Origin of the sequence: Acinetobacter sp. KB005, assembly GCF_049949095.1 — a bacterium.
Classification (GTDB): Bacteria; Pseudomonadota; Gammaproteobacteria; order Pseudomonadales; family Moraxellaceae; genus Acinetobacter; species Acinetobacter calcoaceticus.
On record NZ_CP188191.1, the window covers coordinates 37,417 to 54,141 of the forward strand.

Genomic DNA, 16,725 nt, shown 5'->3' on the forward strand with positions numbered 1-16,725 from the left:
CGATTAGAATGTACGTGGTGCTGGCGGAATTGCATCAACAGTCAACGGTTTGAAGCGCACTGGCTTATATTCCAAACGGTTATCTGATGAATACCATAACGTATGTTTCATCCACTCATCATCACGGCGACCGTATGAATAAGTTGGGTGATCAGCTGGTAATTCATAATCAACTACAGTATGCGCACCACGACACTCTTTACGCGCAGCAGCTGAAATCAGAGTTGCTTTTGCAACTTCATACAAGTTTTCAACTTCAAGTGCTTCAACACGCGCAGTGTTAAATACTCTAGATTTATCTTTTAAGTGGATATTACGCACACGTGGCTCAAGAGCAAGAATCTCTTTTACACCCTTATCAAGCAATGCTTGAGTACGGAATACACCAGCGTGATCTTGAACGATATCACGAATTGCATCAGCAACTTCTTGAGCATTTTCACCAGAAGTTGAGTCATCCAACTTACGTACACGAGCTAATGTTTGCCCTAATACATCTGTTGGAAGTGGTGCATATTCATCACCATGATGCTTAGTTACGTAATCGATAATGTGCTCACCAGCAGCTTTACCAAATACAACCAAGTCAAGAAGTGAGTTCGTACCTAAACGGTTTGCACCATGCACTGATACACAAGAACATTCGCCAATTGCATAGAAACCTTTTACAGGTTTAGTGTAGTTGTCTGTACCCACTTCAGGTAAACACACCTGACCATGCATATTCGTAGGAATACCACCCATTTGATAATGGATTGTTGGTACTACAGGAATCGCTTCTTTTGTGATATCAACGTTCGCGAATTTTTTACCAATCTCAAATACAGATGGTAAACGCTTCATGATTGTGTCAGCACCCAAGTGAGTCATATCAAGTAAGATATAATCACCTTTTGGACCACAACCACGACCTTCTTTAATTTCCTGGTCCATAGAACGTGAAACGAAATCACGTGGAGCCAAGTCTTTTAAAGTCGGTGCATAACGTTCCATGAACGGTTCGCCGTCTTTATTACGAAGGATTGCACCTTCACCACGACAACCTTCAGTCAACAATACACCAGCGCCCGCAACACCCGTTGGGTGGAATTGCCAGAACTCCATATCTTGCAATGGAATACCAGCACGAGCAGCCATACCAAGACCGTCACCAGTGTTGATATAAGCATTTGTTGATGCACGGTAAACACGACCAGCACCACCAGTAGCAAATAATGTCGCTTTTGCTTGGAATACTGAAATGTTACCAGTTTCTTGGTCAATTGCTGTTACACCAAGAACATCACCAGCTTCGTTACGGATCAAATCAAGAGCGATCCACTCAACGAAAAATTGAGTGCCCATTTTCACGTTGCTTTGATAAAGCGTATGCAATAATGCATGACCTGTACGGTCCGCAGCTGCACAAGCACGTGGAACTGGTTTATCACCATAGTTAGCAGAGTGACCACCGAACGGACGTTGGTAAATTGTACCATCAGCGTTACGGTCAAACGGCATACCCATGTGTTCAAGTTCATACACAACTTTTGGCGCTTCACGACACATAAATTCAATTGCGTCTTGGTCACCTAACCAGTCAGAACCTTTTACTGTATCGTAAAAATGGAAATGCCAGTTATCTTCTTGCATATTACCTAGCGACGCACCGATACCACCTTGAGCAGCTACAGTGTGCGAACGTGTCGGGAAAACTTTAGTCAGTACTGCAACTTTCAAACCCGCTTGAGCGAGTTGGTAAGATGCACGCATACCAGAACCACCACCACCAACGATAACTGCATCGAAAGTGAGGTTTTGAATATTTGAATAATCTTCTTTAGGGGTTATCGCGCCCATGATGTCTTCCTATCAATTCGCCCAGAAAATCTGGATACCCCAGATTGCGTACACAAACACTGCAATAATGACAGCCGTCGTCAGTACAAGGCGTAAACCTTTCGCTGAAGGACCCATTTGACGAGTAGTGACATAGTCAGTAAAAACTTGCCACATACCAATCCATGCGTGTGCGATAAGCGATAAAATTGCCAATAAAGAAAAAATCTTCATTGGTAATGTCATCATGAAACCAGCCCATTGTTGATAGTCAAATCCGCCTTTGCAGAGAATCCAACCCAAAAGAACAACAGTATAGGCTGCTAGTACAACCGCACTTACACGCTGGATAAACCAATCACGAGAACCTGAACCAGTTAAACCTGTAGCACTTTTCATTAGAACATAATCCATACAAAGGCTGCGATAATGGCTACCACAGATAAGATCAATGAAATTGTCGCTGCAATACGACCACTTTGCAGTTCTTCAGCAAAACCTAAATCTGCAAGTAAGTGCTTCACTCCAGCAATAAAGTGGAATAATAAGCCGGCTACAAATACCCAAACGATAAAACGTACAAGGATATTTCCAAACACGACATTTTTAACGTAGTCAAATCCTTCTGGTGAAGATAATGATTTATCTAAAATCCATAATAGAACTGGTACTAATAAGAAAACGATGACACCTGATAAACGGTGTAAAATTGATGCAATAGCCACGGGTGAGCGTAAATTTACCGCTAACACCTGACCCATGGACAAATTGACAGGTCTGTTGCTTTTCACAGCGGGCATCCTGTAGGTAGAAACTCCGACCGGAGTTTGTTGAATTAATTCCAAGGAAAGCTGGCATTGTTAGGCAAGCACAGCTCATGCCTAACCTATAAACGACACTGAATTATAAAACGCGAAGTATCAAAATACAAACAATCCACTTTCCCATTTAAGCAAAAAACAATTAAATAAGAATCATTCACAATGATATCACCCTATTAACCCTATAAAAAAGGTATACATAGTTCCACCATGTTATTGTTTAAAATAACTTTTTATTTAATTTCATTTTTTCTGAAATTTCTTTTAAATAAGTAAGTTTTAGACTAAAGATAAAGTTATAAATTCATCATATAAATAGAAAAATGTTAGTAACTCCTCATATTTTCAATAAAAGCTACTATTCAAATAAGTGAACATACTTATATTCCACCCAAATCAGTCAATCTAAAATACATTTTAGAAAGCAATTTTTACTGCGAATAAGAGTTTTTATTATTTTAATGCAGTTCAATTAGCTATTTTTTATACAATTAAACTTAAAAAAACAGCAATATTCTTTGTTACAACTAAATAAAAATAGAGTTTTTTTTGATTGGCAATTTGAAATTACACCATGAGTTTTATGATTTTTTTAATTGGATTGGCATTTTCTACCGACTTGTCATTTTTAATCTTAATTTTAAAATTTGCTTACAATTGTACTCATACTTCATTTTTTTTCTGCACGTTCTTGTTGAATTGACTTATTATACCATCCCGATGCAGTGATTTTACTGACTTTTTTGCTCGGGTCTTGATGACTAACTCTCTGTGGGATCGTCATTTTTTATCCATAAGTATAATTGACAAAATTTCAGTACTCACTAATCTTATAGCAAATTTTGACACCGTCTGATTCGCACATGAGAACATTAGGATTTCGGGTCAGATCAACATTCACCAGGACAGGAGATCTATTGAATGTCTGAAGCAAATGGCAAAAAAGCCGTATTACATCTTGATGGCAAAGAAATTGGATTACCAATCTACAGTGGCACTTTAGGTCCAGATGTAATTGATGTCAGCAGCATATTGAAAGAAGGTCATTTTACTTTCGATCCTGGTTTTATGGCGACAGCTGCATGCGAGTCTAAAATTACGTTCATTGATGGTGACAAAGGTATTTTATTACACCGCGGCTACCCAATTGATCAGTTAGCAACTCAAGCAGACTATCTTGAAACTTGTTATTTATTATTAAATGGCGAGCTCCCAACTGCTGAACAAAAAACAGAGTTTGATGCCAAAGTTCGTGCTCACACTATGGTTCACGATCAAGTTAGCCGTTTCTTCAATGGTTTCCGTCGTGATGCTCACCCAATGGCAATCATGGTTGGTGTTGTTGGTGCATTATCTGCGTTCTATCACAACAATCTTGACATTGAAGACATCAATCACCGTGAAATCACTGCGATTCGTCTCATTGCAAAAATTCCAACACTTGCTGCTTGGAGTTACAAATACACAGTAGGTCAACCATTCATCTATCCACGTAATGATTTAAATTACGCGGAAAACTTCTTACATATGATGTTTGCTACCCCTGCTGACCGTGATTACAAAGTAAATCCTGTTCTTGCTCGCGCAATGGATCGTATCTTCACGCTTCATGCTGATCACGAACAAAATGCTTCGACATCTACAGTACGTCTTGCTGGCTCTACTGGTGCAAACCCATACGCATGTATTTCTTCAGGTATTTCTGCACTTTGGGGACCTGCTCACGGTGGTGCAAACGAAGCTGTACTTAAAATGCTTGATGAAATCGGTAGTGTAGAAAACGTTGCCGAGTTCATGGAAAAAGTAAAACGTAAAGAAGTTAAACTCATGGGCTTCGGTCACCGTGTTTACAAAAACTTCGACCCACGTGCAAAAGTCATGAAACAAACTTGTGACGAAGTTCTTGCAGCATTAAATATCAATGATCCTCAATTAGCGCTTGCTATGGAACTTGAGCGTATTGCATTGAACGACCCGTACTTCGTTGAACGTAAACTTTACCCTAACGTAGATTTCTACTCAGGTATCATCCTTAAAGCGATTGGTATCCCTACAGAAATGTTTACGGTAATCTTTGCACTTGCACGTACGGTAGGTTGGATCAGCCACTGGTTAGAAATGCACAGCGCACCTTACAAAATTGGTCGTCCTCGCCAGCTTTATACTGGCCCGACTCAACGCGATATCAAACGTTAATATTCGAAAGAAAATTAATGATAAAAAAGCTGCCTTCTGGCAGCTTTTTTATTGAGATATCTTCAATTCAATCTACAAACCTATTCTTCGTCAAACACACTTAATAAGTGATGACTAATTCCATCAGCTCTCAACCAAGCCAACTCATAACTCGCTTTAGCTAAAGCTAAAACGCGCCTTTCGAATTCAACCCATATTGTTTTGACTTGAGCATCTGAAATACCTAAACCACTTTCTGTTGCCAGATGCTTATTTTTCTCACATATTTTTAAAGCGTGATAGAGCTTGCGGCCTTTGCTCGCCCCTTCCATTAACCGAACACGTTTACTTAAAATAAATCCTTCTACATGCTGCAAGTTCGCATGAGGTAACATGGGCACTAGGATTTGATTCAACTGATCATCTAAACGCCTCCATACAGCCAAACGTTGCTCTGCTGTATAAGTATTCCATTGAATCACTTCATGGTTAAAACGACGACAACCACGGCAAACCTGATCACCAAAAACTGTTGAACAACGCCCTGCACATGGGGTGAGAGAGAGCATTCGATGATCACTACTCAAAACCGACTCCTTAAATAAACCATATACTTTTTATGGTTTTCTCGCTTATTACAAATTTTCGCGCTAAAATATGCGCCTTAAATTTCTATCTTAATACATTTGGAGTTTTCCATGAACGCTACTGTAGAACAGCTTGCACCTGTAGAACAGCAAGCGACCGCGGGTTGGGTTGTTGCAGCACTATATCAATTTAAAGAAGTTCAAGATCCTGCCGATCTTCAACAACGTTTATTAGACTTAGTGAAAACAATCAACCTTTGCGGAACTCTGATTGTAGCAGGTGAAGGAATTAATGGTACTGTTGCAGGCGATCGTGTGGCAATTGATAGTCTCTATCAATTTTTACTCAATGAAGGTTTTGCCTCTATGGAATATAAGGAATCTCATAGCTCTGACAAACCATTCCGTAAAATGAAAATTAAACTTAAAGAAGAAATTGTGACTTTAGGTGTTGAAGTTAAACCCCGTGACTTAGTGGGCCACTACCTTGATCCAAAAGAATGGAATGATTTAATTGCACGTGATGATGTAATTTTGATCGATACGCGTAATGATTATGAATATAAGGCAGGTACTTTCAAAGGTGCTATCGACCCTAAAACTGAAACATTCCGCGAGTTCCCAGAATACGTTAAAAAAGAATTAGAACAGCATAAAGATAAAAAAATTGCGATGTTCTGCACAGGTGGTATTCGCTGTGAAAAATCAACCTCTCTACTTCTTCAAGAAGGATTTACAGAGGTTTATCACCTTAAAGGCGGTATTCTTAAATATTTAGAAGAAACCCCTGCTGATGAAAGTTTATGGGAAGGTGAATGTTTTGTTTTTGATGGCCGGACTGCTGTAACTCATGGCGTTGAAGAAGGTGTAAATGTTAAATGTCATGCTTGTGGTTGGCCTTTAACTCCAGAAGAGTCTGCTTTAACAAGTTATGAACATGGTGTTTCTTGTGTGTATTGCATCGACAAGACAACTGAAAAACAAAAAGCTGGTTTCCGTATGCGCCAGTCACAAATTGCGGCTGCAAAACGCAAACGTTTATAATTTATAAAAAGGGCATCAAATGATGCCCTTTTTAATTTTATTTATAAAGTTCCATAAGTTTCTTGAACTCCAAGCTCACGCAATTCATGGAAGGCACTGTTGGAGCTTTCCCAACAGCAGCTCTCAACTTCCCATCATTAGAAAAATCTAATCCAATCTGACTATAGGTATTTATATCCGCATAAGGTCCTGTATTAATCACAAGATCTACAATCTCCAGTTCGCCCTCATCAAAAGTAAAGTCCATGCCATCTTCTTTTTCTTTATCCAATAATGCTGATACTGTTTGATTCCCTTTAGTTAAACTCACTTTATTACCTTGTTTTACCAAAACACACTTTTCATCTGAGTCTACAGCTACCAAATTACTTTCAACAAAATTATTAATAACCTTATCTGAACATTTATTGTATTGCTGCATATTCTCTAATGCAGGAAGCATTTGACAGGCATTCGTATTAAAATTAAAAACCATGGGCATTGAGTTATTCAAACTATCAACTTTCTTAGGTAATTGAGATAAGTTTCCATCTTTAATTAAAGTTAGTAATTCCTCATAGTCTTTAATGTTTACATTATTTTCAATAGCCTCCAACAACTCTTGAATAGCCTGATGAATAGAACTATTAGCTCTCACCTCAACATTAAATAGATCCACATCATTATCAATACCATAGCCCTTTTTAATAAGCTCAGCTACCAAAGCAGAATTTGATGATTTTAATTTTTCTGTAGTCATAATTCCAGATTGATACCACATTACAGGAATTTGGTTACTTGCATAAGCAATTACCATATCCGTCAGTGGATTAATATTTACATCTCTCTCTTGATCAATATAACTATGGTAGCTTTGGCCATTAGCTTTTACCTGTAAACGACAAGGAAGCTTACTACTGTCTACTTCACCTTGCCATTGCCCTTGCGCATTAACAATTACAGGATTTTTAAAACCAGCTCCGTCTTTACAAATTGCTGTTACATTTGCACCATTCAAAGCAGAATTCGAAAAAGCTGTACCGACAACTACTTTATAGGTAACTTCTGCTTGTTTAGATTCCACAATTTGCATTTCATTTACGCTATTACTATTTTCGCCCCCACAGGCAACTAGTAATATTATTGAGAATAATCCAGTAAGTTTAAAAATTATATTCATATTAAATCGCATTGTTATAGCATTAAAGATTTTCATATCGCCCATGAAATATACATATGACGAAATAAATTAATTTTTGATTAAGAGAGAAAGTTTTCAAAAATTTTGCGGATAATTATATACAAATAAAATTAATGTAAAAATATTATATTTAATTATGTATTAAAATACTAAAAGCATAAAAAACGCCCTAGAAAGGACGTTATTTACTTAATTTTTAAAGTTTAATTTGGCGTATGATACATCAAGTATAATTCATTCAAATTATCTGGGATTTCTTCTGCCAGTTCATCCATTAACTGTCCATTACGACGGAAAGATTCCATCTGTGGATCTTCTTCATCAATTCCACTAAATACCATCATTGGTAAAGTTAAATCAATTAATTGTTCTTCATATTCAGGTGCAAACCATGCATCTTCATTTAAGAACATTGCATCAACAAATCCCACACTCCAGTCGCCTAAGCTAGATTCAACATCAGCTTCTTCAACTTCAAATGGAAATGCAATTCCATTTTCATTTGCTAAATCTTGTCGAATTGACTCCAACCACGCCTTGATTTGCTGAATAATTTCAGCAGGAACCTTCTTATGGTTATTATCAAACAGCTCATCTAACCAACGGTCAAACTGAGGGCCTACTGCAATTGCACACAGAAAGCCATGAGTTGCAGCGAAATCTAAACCATACTCATTGTGGTCTCCATCTAGATATTCACTTAATTGGTCTAAATCTAACGCACTCATTGTGTTACCTGACTATAAAAAAGAAATCTACGATAGCATAGCATTTAAGCTGACGATGCCCTATTCAGATTTGATTAGTCTTCATCATCAAGATCATCATCGTCTAAATCATAATCAAAATCTTTCAACTCACGCTCTAAACGGCGTTGAGCTAATAGATCATCGATTAATCTACGTTTTTCTAATGATTCTTTCGCAGTGATTTTGCCTGATGACTCATCAAAACCGACATCATCATCATCACCGTAGTTATCATCTAGTTCAAAATCTGTAGAAGACACTAAAACTACCTCTAATGAAAAAATGTGAATGGGTCTAGGCGCTATTTATCTCTCTTACAGAACCATGTCAAGTTTTATTTATATTTTTTTCATTAAACTGCATATTTGTACTTTTTTTCACCCAAAAAATTGTGTATTTATAAAACTCAACTATTTTTTTGATCAAGAAAAAATTCTATGATCTTTTCCATGATTTAAGCTTGAAAAAAATGATTTTAGCCCAATATCCAAAAAACAGACGTGAATTCAAAGATATTTTTTATTTAACGGTTACCGATCAAATCCAAAATATTTCAAGCAAATTGTGCTATCATGCACGGTTTTTCACTGCCACAGATTCAACGAAGAGTAAGCAAAGATGAGCGATATGCATTCCCCTACTTCTCAAGTAGCGGCTCTGATTAGCCGAGGCAAAGAACAAGGTTACTTAACTTACGCTGAGGTTAACGATCATCTGCCGGACTCGATTACTGAAAGCGAACAGATTGAAGACATTATTCAAATGCTTCAAGACGTTGGTATTCCTGTACACGAGCGTGCACCTGAATCTGACGATACCATGTTCGGTGAGTCAACTGACACAGCCGATGAAGTTGCTGAAGAAGAAGCTGCTGCCGTACTTGCATCGGTTGAAAATGAGCCTGGACGTACGACAGACCCTGTACGTATGTACATGCGTGAAATGGGTACAGTTGAACTGTTAACCCGTGAAGGTGAAATCAGCATTGCAAAACGTATTGAAGAAGGGATTCGTGATGTCCTTAATTCAATTGCGTACTGGCCAAATGCTGTTGAAGTTGTATTAAAAGAATATAATGATTTCTTGACTGGCGAACGTCGCCTTGCCGATATTTTATCTGGCTATCTTGATCCAGAAACTGACGAAGATATTCCTGAAGTTCTAGAAGAAGAAACAGAACTTGAGGAAGAAGCAGCGCCAGCTACACCAGCAAAAGAAGTTAAGCTTGACGATGATGAAGAAGATGAAGAGTCAGAAAGCGACGATGATTCTGAAGGTGAGTCTGGACCAGACCCTGAAGTTGCAAAAGTTCGTTTTAATGAACTTGAAGCTGCATGGACTAAAACAAAAGCTATTATTGAGAAACATGGCCGTAACAGCCCAGAAGCAGATGACGCTTTAGAAGCTTTAGCTACTGTGTTCATGATGTTTAAATTTACACCACGTTTATTTGACATCATCTCTGAAATGATTCGTGGTACACATGAGCAAATTCGCGCTAACGAACGTGAAGTTATGCGTTACGCAGTTCGTCGTGGCCGTATGGATCGCACTCAATTCCGTACATCTTTCCCTAAGCAAGAATCAAATCCAGCTTGGTTAGATGAACAGATTGCTAAAGCTCCTGCTGAGATCAAGGCGCATTTAGAAAAGGTTCGTCCGGATGTTTTAGCATTCCAGCAAAAGATTGCAGATATTGAGAAAGAACTTAATTTAAGCGTTGCTGAAATTAAAGATATTTCTAAGCGTATGGCGATTGGCGAAGCGAAAGCACGCCGTGCTAAGAAAGAAATGGTAGAAGCCAACCTTCGTTTGGTAATTTCGATTGCGAAAAAATATACCAACCGTGGTTTACAGTTCCTTGACTTGATTCAAGAAGGGAACATTGGTTTGATGAAAGCTGTAGACAAGTTTGAATATCGTCGTGGTTATAAATTCTCGACTTATGCAACTTGGTGGATTCGTCAGGCGATTACCCGTTCGATTGCCGATCAGGCCCGTACAATTCGTATTCCTGTGCATATGATTGAAACGATTAACAAGATCAACCGTGTATCTCGTCAATTGTTACAAGAAATGGGCCGTGAACCGACACCTGAAGAATTAGGTGAACGTTTAGAAATGGACGAAGTTAAGGTTCGTAAAGTACTTAAAATTGCCAAAGAACCAATTTCAATGGAAACTCCAATTGGTGATGATGAAGATTCGCATCTTGGTGATTTCATTGAAGACCAAAACATCACTTCTCCAATTGATGCTGCAACTTCAGAAGGCTTAAAAGAAGCAACACGTGAAGTACTTGAAAACTTAACTGAACGTGAAGCAAAAGTCTTGAAGATGCGTTTTGGTATTGATATGCCAACCGATCATACACTAGAAGAAGTGGGTAAGCAGTTTGACGTAACACGTGAACGTATTCGTCAGATTGAAGCGAAAGCGTTGCGTAAATTGCGCCACCCTTCTCGTTCTGAACACTTGCGTTCTTTCCTTGAAAATGACTAAGTTTTGAAGGCTTGAAATTTCAAAACCAAGCCCCATTTAATAGAAAGAGCTATAAACGCCTGCGATGATGCAGGCGTTTCAAATCATGAGGTAACTTATGTTAGACCGCACTCCATCTCGCGAACTACAAGAACATCTTTGGGTATTTCCGATGGATTATCCAATTAAACTTATTGGCGATGCGGGTGAAGAATTACGTGTTGCTGTACTCGATATTTTGGTAAAACATTTTCCAGACTTCGATCATACAACACTAAAAGTTCAAGAATCTCGCACCGGCAAGTATCATTCTTTAACAGCACAATTGCGCTTTGAAGAATTGGAACAAGTTCATGCACTTTATGCTGACTTGGCTGCTTGTCCGCAGATTAGAACTGCGCTTTAATTTTAAGTTCTTCAATCAATACCACAGTCAGACATTCTTACTGTGGTATTTTTTTGGAAATTTTAGAACCAATCTATCGTGAAAAACCATACAAATATTTAGAATTCCTCTTATAAAATCCTTTAAAATTACAAGGTTTTCGGCTTCTATCTTGCAGATATTGACTGGCGCCGCATGAACTAACTTATAGGAATATTTTGTGATGAGCCTTGATAAACCCAACTTGATCATTCGGCAATGGAACGATTTACAAGATTATCAAAGCAAATTTGAAACCATGAAACTCTTAACAAACGAGCGTAATGAAGATACGCCTGATGAGCTATGGTTACTTCAACATCATAATGTATTAACTCAAGGTCAAGCTGGTAAACCAGAACATATCCTAATTTCATCAGACATTCCTATAGTACAAACTGACCGTGGCGGGCAAGTGACTTGGCATGGTCCAGGTCAACTCGTCGCTTACTTCATGTTTGATCTTAATCGTCTAAAATGGAACGTACGCACATTGGTCAGTTTTGCTGAACAATTTATGATAGATGTTTTGAAAAAGTATGGAATTGAAGCTTATGCCAAGCCTGATGCACCTGGAGTATATGTAGATGGCCGCAAGATTGGTTCCTTAGGTTTTAAAATTCGTCGTGGCCGTAGTTACCATGGGTTAGCATTAAATCTGGATTGTGCCTTAACTGGGTTCCAGACCATCAATCCTTGCGGCTATGCAGGCTTAGAAATGGTACGTATACAAGATTTAGTGACTCCTTATCCATCATTTGGTCAACTTTGTCAGGACTTTATTGAGTATATTAATAGCACTGGGTACTTTAATGACCCTAAAGTCAAATATGAATAAATCGCTTTGCGATGAAATAAAAATGGATTAGAGTAATTACTCTAAATTTGCTTTCGCATAATTTTAACAAGGGATACGCGAGTGATTTCGACAAAAGCGGTAAAGCCGACTCTGCAACTTGCCTACGTTAAGCTCATGATGGATGTTATTGGTCGTGGCTTAGTCATGGCAAGTCAAGTGGACAATGAAATACAAGAGGAAGTATCTAAATTTCCTGTTCACTTTGTACTTTCAATGAATGTTTTCCCAAATGGACCAGCATTTTTTGCACGAGTGACAGAAGACAAACAGTTAGAGCTACTTGAAAGAGCTGAAAAAAAACCTGATTTAACGATTACATTCAAACATGTCACTCATGCCTTTTTAGTGTTTTCTTTCCAAGAAAGTACTGCTCAGGCATTTGCCAATGACCGAATGATTGCCGATGGTGATGTATCTGCTGCGATCCGCTTGGTACGCTGCCTAAATAAAATGGAATCTCTTATTTTACCTAAATTGGTTGCTTCCCTAGCAGTCAAAGAATACCCAACCGAACTTACCCTAAAAGAAAAATTCAACGAGGCTGCAAATATTTACTTAAAAGTAGCCAAGTCCTATTTCAAGCGGAGCGCATAACATGGCCAAACCATATTACGAATTTTTTTGTCCTGTAAAAGTCATTGCTGGTAATGCTGCGCTAGAACATATTCCGTTTGAACTTGCGACTTTAGGCGCAAAACGACCTCTTATCATTACAGATAAGGGTGTTCGCGCAAATGGGTTATTAAATCCAATTGAAGCTGCATTTAGTACAACTGATGCTGTCATTGGCCATGTTTTTGATGATGTACCACCCGATTCGAGTTTAGAAGTCGTTCGTCTTGCAGCAGAAGCTTATCGTACAAACAAATGTGATGCGATTATTGCTGTAGGTGGCGGTTCAGTTATAGACACATCTAAAGCAACCAACATTTTGGTATCTGAAGGTGGAAATGACTTATTGCAATATGCAGGTGCTCATAACCTACCGAAACCATTAAAACCATTTTTTGTGATTCCAACAACTTCGGGTACTGGCTCAGAAGTAACGATGGTCGCTGTGGTTTCAGATACTCAAAAGAATGTTAAGTTAGCATTCGCTTCTTATTATTTAATGCCACATGCTGCAATTTTAGATCCACGCATGACGCTTACATTGCCTCCTCATTTAACTGCAATGACAGGTATGGATGCGTTAACGCATTGTGTTGAAGCATATACATGTATGGCTGCGAATCCATTGAGTGATGCTTATGCAAGTGCAGGAATTAAAAAGATTAGTGAAAATCTATTTAATGTCTTAGAAAACCCAAATGATGCTCAAGGCCGTTTAGAGCTAGCTCAAGCTTCAACAATGGCAGGTATTGCATTTTCTAACTCAATGGTCGGCCTAGTTCACTCACTAGGGCATGCTTTAGGTGCTGTTGCCCACCTGCCTCACGGTTTATGCATGAATTTATTCTTACCATATGTGCTTGAATATAATAAACAAGTAAATGGTCAGAAAATTGGTGAGTTATTATTGCCACTCGCTGGTGCAGATATTTATGCACAAACGCCAGCAAGCCAGCGCGCAGATAGAGCAATTACGACTATCTTAGCAATGCGTGATCGCCTATTTACTTTAACAAAGTTACCACGCACTTTACGTGAAACAGGTAAAGTAACTGAGGCACAGCTTGATGAAGTTGCAGAAAAAGCACTAAATGATGGCTCAATTATTTATAACCCGAAAGAAGCAAGCTTAAAAGATATCCGAGATATCTTAGAAAAAGCTTGGTAATTCGATAAGTTAAACTCCAAAAAGCACCATAAAGGTCTGATTTATATATTAAATCAGACCTTTTTTATGAATAAGAATTTTTATTCATTATTTTATTTGGAATATATGGCAAAAAATTTGCTAAAAAATAGATGAAAGTACTGACAATTTATATCAATTTAGGATAGATTGGCGCACTTTATCTTTTTCTGTAGGGGGGATCGTTCGTCTCAAACGATCCTTAACACCAAGCTGATCCTTGATCAACGATTATGAGGATAACGCCGTTGACAAATTTATCTGGGACTAAACCAACAGGCAAGCTTCAAAAGAATCTTGTACTTTGGCATATTGTTATTATTGGTTTAGCTTACATTCAGCCATTAACGTTATTTGATACTTTTGGTTTAGTGTCAGAACGAAGTGGTGGTCATGTACCAACTTCCTACATTTTTGCATTAGTCGCAATCTTATTAACATCGATCAGTTATGGACATATGATTAAGCGCTATCCTTCTTCTGGGTCGGCCTATACATATGCTCAAAAATCAATTCATCCTAATGTTGGCTTTATGGTGGGTTGGTCTTCTTGGTTAGACTATCTACTGTCACCGCTTGTTAATATTATCTTGGCAGATATTTACCTAAGAGCTCTTTTTCCAGAAGTAAATAACTGGTTATGGGTGATTGGTTTAACAACTCTCATGACTGTTATTAACTTATTTGGTGCACGATTTGTCGCACGTTTTAACAGTACGATCGTTGTTATTCAGCTTGGCGTAATTTTTTATTTCGTTTATCAGGTATACATTCTACTTACTCAAGGTGTATATGCAGATGGAACTTTAAATCCAGATAAAGCGGCATTGTGGTCATTAACTCCTTTTTGGAACGACATGACATCTGTAAGTGCTTTAATTGCTGGTGCAACTGTACTCTGCTTCTCTTTCACAGGGTTTGATGCTTTATCTTCTCTTGCTGAAGAAACAAAAGATGCAGAAAAAACGCTCCCAAAAGCTATTTTTTCTACAGCATTACTTGCAGGGATTATTTTCATTGTAAGTACTTACTTCATCCAATTATATTTCCCAAGTAACCCAAACACTTACTTTAATCCTTTAGATGAATCACAACCTGTGATGGTCGCTGCGATTGGTAGTTTGATGTTTAAAACTTTGGTTTTATATTTTGCTGTAGTCGCTGTGATGGCATCAGGTATTTCTGCTCATGCGGGTGTATCACGTTTAATGTATGTGATGGGACGCGATGGGGTCATCAATAAGAAATTATTTGGTCATATCAGTCCAAAATTGCATACTCCAACTTACAACATTCTTATTGTTGGTGTAGTTGCGTTATCTGCTGGCTTTTTAGATCTTGAGCATATTGTTAACTTGATTAGTTTTGGTGCTTTAACTGCTTTTAGTTTTGTTAATTTCTCTGTGATTTCTCGTTATGCATTAAGAGATGGCAAGAACAAAACGCTTAAAGACATCATCAATTATATTGTTATACCAACGCTTGGTTTTGCCAGTGTATTTATGATGTGGTTAGAGATTGATAAGCTTGCCTTACAAATTGGCTTAGCTTGGGCCGTTATTGGTGTAGGTTATCTTGCCTATAAAACCAAAGGCTTCAAATATAATGCTCCGCAACATAACGAGCATGAGTAATAAAAAAGGCGCTTTAAGCGCCTTTTTTATGGTCAAATTAACCGTAAATTTTATTCACAATGCTTTGTACACGTTGAGCATAAACTTTTGCTGTTTCCAGATCACCTGTCGGAATTTCTTCCACACTTGCATCTGAAGGCGATTGAACTAAAAGCCCTACTGAACCGCCTAAGTTGTTTACATCTTCACGTGTTGCGTTTTTTGTATTTGCTGGTAATAAACCAAGACTCACCCAAATCCCACCATGCTGTGCTGCTAAAGTTTGTAATTGGATAAGAGTTACTTGCTTATCCCCATTTAAGCTCGCGCTGTTTGTAAAACCTGCAAATACTTTATCTTGCCAGCCGCGTGTAAACCATACTTTTGAAGTTGCATCAGCGAACTTTTTAAACTGCCATGGCGCTGTACCCATATAAGTCGGAGCGCCAAAAACAATCCCCTTCGCATCATTTAATGTCTGCCAATCTTGATCAGTAATATTTCCTTCCTGATCAATCTGGATGAGCTGAGCATTAATCTCGTTTGCGAACGTTTCAGCAACAACTTTTGTGTGGCCATAACCAGAGAAATATACAACCGCGATATTAGAGTTAGACATGGGAGCAAACCTTTGTTTTATTAAATTCCACTTTATGATATATTTTAGAAACTAGGTGTCAATTAGTTACTAATTGGTAACTAGTGTAATTTTTCAAAAAATTATAGGTAAATGGTATGAATGAATCTCTAAAATATAATATTTTTCAACAACATTGCCCTGCTCGTCTATTTTTTGAAAAAATTGCAGATAAATGGGTTTTATTGATTTTAAATGTTCTTGAAGAAGAAACTCAGCACTTCAATTTGCTCAAAAAGAGTATTCAAGGCATTTCCCCTAAAGTCTTATCTCAGAAATTAAAAATGCTGGAGAGAGATGGTTTCATCGAGCGTAAAATCCAGAATACATCCCCAATTCGCGTTGATTACTCACTTACTTCTTTAGGGAAAAATGTAGCTTCAATGGCGTTCCAATTAAAGGAATGGGCCGAAACCAATATTGAACAGGTTTTAGCAGCCCAAATAACTTATGATGGAAAAGTGCTAGAGCAAGCTTAACTCATACTTTCTTTAAAATTTTATTGAACTTTATCTATTAGGCTTTGTTCTTATCTTAAA

17 protein-coding genes and 1 pseudogene are annotated in these 16,725 nt (G+C 38.0%); 10 read left to right on the forward strand and 8 right to left on the reverse strand.

Features of this window, described 5'->3' with window-relative positions; all coding sequences use genetic code 11:
- Positions 1 to 3: 3 nt before the first annotated feature.
- The 3 genes from sdhA to sdhC are packed head-to-tail and all read right to left on the reverse strand — an operon-like array spanning position 4 to position 2,618.
- Entirely contained in the window at positions 4 to 1,839 is a 1,836-nt protein-coding gene (sdhA, locus tag ACPF64_RS00195) for a succinate dehydrogenase flavoprotein subunit (RefSeq protein ID WP_005310063.1), read from the reverse strand.
- A 12-nt stretch (positions 1,840 to 1,851) separates the two neighbouring features.
- Positions 1,852 to 2,217: a succinate dehydrogenase, hydrophobic membrane anchor protein gene (gene sdhD / locus ACPF64_RS00200; protein ID WP_003655454.1), complete on the reverse strand. Its 366-nt coding sequence runs from the start codon at positions 2,215 to 2,217 to the stop codon at positions 1,852 to 1,854.
- Positions 2,217 to 2,618 (reverse strand): succinate dehydrogenase, cytochrome b556 subunit, encoded by a 402-nt coding sequence (gene sdhC / locus ACPF64_RS00205; RefSeq protein ID WP_003655453.1) that lies wholly within the window; start codon positions 2,616 to 2,618, stop codon positions 2,217 to 2,219. The genes sdhD and sdhC overlap by 1 nt, the downstream gene beginning before the upstream one ends.
- A gap of 497 nt (positions 2,619 to 3,115) precedes the next feature.
- On the opposite strand from sdhC, the pseudogene ACPF64_RS00210 reads away from it, so the two are divergent.
- Positions 3,116 to 3,217 (forward strand): annotated as a pseudogene (locus tag ACPF64_RS00210) (hypothetical protein); the annotation flags it as partial.
- Positions 3,218 to 3,560: 343 nt separating this feature from the next.
- Positions 3,561 to 4,835, forward strand: a complete 1,275-nt coding sequence (gene gltA, locus ACPF64_RS00215) for a citrate synthase (RefSeq protein ID WP_003655451.1) — start codon at positions 3,561 to 3,563, stop codon at positions 4,833 to 4,835.
- A gap of 80 nt (positions 4,836 to 4,915) precedes the next feature.
- Here the strand turns inward: gltA and ACPF64_RS00220 are convergent, their stop codons facing one another.
- Complete coding sequence (locus ACPF64_RS00220) at positions 4,916 to 5,401, reverse strand: DUF1289 domain-containing protein (RefSeq protein ID WP_005036497.1); 486 nt, start codon at positions 5,399 to 5,401, stop codon at positions 4,916 to 4,918.
- A gap of 111 nt (positions 5,402 to 5,512) precedes the next feature.
- Here ACPF64_RS00220 and ACPF64_RS00225 point away from each other — a divergent pair, with 111 nt between their 5' ends.
- Positions 5,513 to 6,445 carry a rhodanese-related sulfurtransferase gene (locus tag ACPF64_RS00225; RefSeq protein WP_198496742.1) on the forward strand — a complete coding sequence of 311 codons (933 nt, stop codon included), beginning with the start codon at positions 5,513 to 5,515 and terminating at the stop codon, positions 6,443 to 6,445.
- 37 nt (positions 6,446 to 6,482) lie between these two features.
- On the opposite strand, the gene ACPF64_RS00230 is transcribed toward ACPF64_RS00225, so the two are convergent.
- From ACPF64_RS00230 to ACPF64_RS00240, 3 genes are all read right to left on the reverse strand, one after another.
- Positions 6,483 to 7,604, reverse strand: a complete 1,122-nt coding sequence (locus ACPF64_RS00230; RefSeq protein ID WP_426456172.1) for a hypothetical protein — start codon at positions 7,602 to 7,604, stop codon at positions 6,483 to 6,485.
- A 224-nt stretch (positions 7,605 to 7,828) separates the two neighbouring features.
- Positions 7,829 to 8,353: a YecA family protein gene (locus tag ACPF64_RS00235; protein WP_003655445.1), complete on the reverse strand. Its 525-nt coding sequence runs from the start codon at positions 8,351 to 8,353 to the stop codon at positions 7,829 to 7,831.
- A 74-nt stretch (positions 8,354 to 8,427) separates the two neighbouring features.
- Positions 8,428 to 8,634 carry a PA3496 family putative envelope integrity protein gene (locus ACPF64_RS00240; RefSeq protein WP_002116495.1) on the reverse strand — a complete coding sequence of 69 codons (207 nt, stop codon included), beginning with the start codon at positions 8,632 to 8,634 and terminating at the stop codon, positions 8,428 to 8,430.
- Between the two features lie 358 nt (positions 8,635 to 8,992).
- Between ACPF64_RS00240 and rpoD the strand changes: the two genes are divergently transcribed.
- The 6 genes from rpoD to ACPF64_RS00270 all read left to right on the forward strand — a co-directional run bounded on the left by rpoD (position 8,993) and on the right by ACPF64_RS00270 (position 15,570).
- Positions 8,993 to 10,876, forward strand: a complete 1,884-nt coding sequence (rpoD, locus tag ACPF64_RS00245) for an RNA polymerase sigma factor RpoD (RefSeq protein ID WP_151743339.1) — start codon at positions 8,993 to 8,995, stop codon at positions 10,874 to 10,876.
- A 97-nt stretch (positions 10,877 to 10,973) separates the two neighbouring features.
- Complete coding sequence (locus tag ACPF64_RS00250; RefSeq protein WP_045435226.1) at positions 10,974 to 11,261, forward strand: YbeD family protein; 288 nt, start codon at positions 10,974 to 10,976, stop codon at positions 11,259 to 11,261.
- A 202-nt stretch (positions 11,262 to 11,463) separates the two neighbouring features.
- On the forward strand, positions 11,464 to 12,117 hold the full coding sequence (gene lipB, locus ACPF64_RS00255) for a lipoyl(octanoyl) transferase LipB (protein ID WP_151743340.1): 654 nt from the start codon (positions 11,464 to 11,466) through the stop codon (positions 12,115 to 12,117).
- Positions 12,118 to 12,198: 81 nt separating this feature from the next.
- Positions 12,199 to 12,732 carry a hypothetical protein gene (locus ACPF64_RS00260; protein WP_003655436.1) on the forward strand — a complete coding sequence of 178 codons (534 nt, stop codon included), beginning with the start codon at positions 12,199 to 12,201 and terminating at the stop codon, positions 12,730 to 12,732.
- Between the two features lies 1 nt (position 12,733).
- Complete coding sequence (locus ACPF64_RS00265; RefSeq protein ID WP_003655435.1) at positions 12,734 to 13,918, forward strand: iron-containing alcohol dehydrogenase; 1,185 nt, start codon at positions 12,734 to 12,736, stop codon at positions 13,916 to 13,918.
- Between the two features lie 266 nt (positions 13,919 to 14,184).
- Positions 14,185 to 15,570 (forward strand): APC family permease, encoded by a 1,386-nt coding sequence (locus ACPF64_RS00270; protein WP_270903545.1) that lies wholly within the window; start codon positions 14,185 to 14,187, stop codon positions 15,568 to 15,570.
- Positions 15,571 to 15,607: 37 nt separating this feature from the next.
- Here the strand turns inward: ACPF64_RS00270 and ACPF64_RS00275 are convergent, their stop codons facing one another.
- Positions 15,608 to 16,168 carry a flavodoxin family protein gene (locus tag ACPF64_RS00275; RefSeq protein ID WP_005036479.1) on the reverse strand — a complete coding sequence of 187 codons (561 nt, stop codon included), beginning with the start codon at positions 16,166 to 16,168 and terminating at the stop codon, positions 15,608 to 15,610.
- 116 nt (positions 16,169 to 16,284) lie between these two features.
- Between ACPF64_RS00275 and ACPF64_RS00280 the strand changes: the two genes are divergently transcribed.
- A complete protein-coding gene (locus tag ACPF64_RS00280; protein WP_005049864.1) occupies positions 16,285 to 16,665 on the forward strand; it encodes a winged helix-turn-helix transcriptional regulator in 381 nt (126 codons plus the stop codon).
- Positions 16,666 to 16,725: the final 60 nt, after the last annotated feature.

Bases quoted from the DNA above. Each gene is read 5' to 3' on its own strand.
- sdhA (WP_005310063.1), bottom strand. From the start codon at position 1,839: ATGGGCGCGATAACCCCTAAAGAAGATTATTCAAATATTCAAAACCTC.
- sdhD (WP_003655454.1), bottom strand. From the start codon at position 2,217: ATGAAAAGTGCTACAGGTTTAACTGGTTCAGGTTCTCGTGATTGGTTT.
- sdhC (WP_003655453.1), bottom strand. From the start codon at position 2,618: ATGCCCGCTGTGAAAAGCAACAGACCTGTCAATTTGTCCATGGGTCAG.
- gltA (WP_003655451.1), top strand. From the start codon at position 3,561: ATGTCTGAAGCAAATGGCAAAAAAGCCGTATTACATCTTGATGGCAAA.
- ACPF64_RS00225 (WP_198496742.1), top strand. From the start codon at position 5,513: ATGAACGCTACTGTAGAACAGCTTGCACCTGTAGAACAGCAAGCGACC.
- ACPF64_RS00230 (WP_426456172.1), bottom strand. From the start codon at position 7,604: ATGAATATAATTTTTAAACTTACTGGATTATTCTCAATAATATTACTA.
- ACPF64_RS00235 (WP_003655445.1), bottom strand. From the start codon at position 8,353: ATGAGTGCGTTAGATTTAGACCAATTAAGTGAATATCTAGATGGAGAC.
- rpoD (WP_151743339.1), top strand. From the start codon at position 8,993: ATGAGCGATATGCATTCCCCTACTTCTCAAGTAGCGGCTCTGATTAGC.
- ACPF64_RS00250 (WP_045435226.1), top strand. From the start codon at position 10,974: ATGTTAGACCGCACTCCATCTCGCGAACTACAAGAACATCTTTGGGTA.
- lipB (WP_151743340.1), top strand. From the start codon at position 11,464: ATGAGCCTTGATAAACCCAACTTGATCATTCGGCAATGGAACGATTTA.
- ACPF64_RS00265 (WP_003655435.1), top strand. From the start codon at position 12,734: ATGGCCAAACCATATTACGAATTTTTTTGTCCTGTAAAAGTCATTGCT.
- ACPF64_RS00275 (WP_005036479.1), bottom strand. From the start codon at position 16,168: ATGTCTAACTCTAATATCGCGGTTGTATATTTCTCTGGTTATGGCCAC.
- ACPF64_RS00280 (WP_005049864.1), top strand. From the start codon at position 16,285: ATGAATGAATCTCTAAAATATAATATTTTTCAACAACATTGCCCTGCT.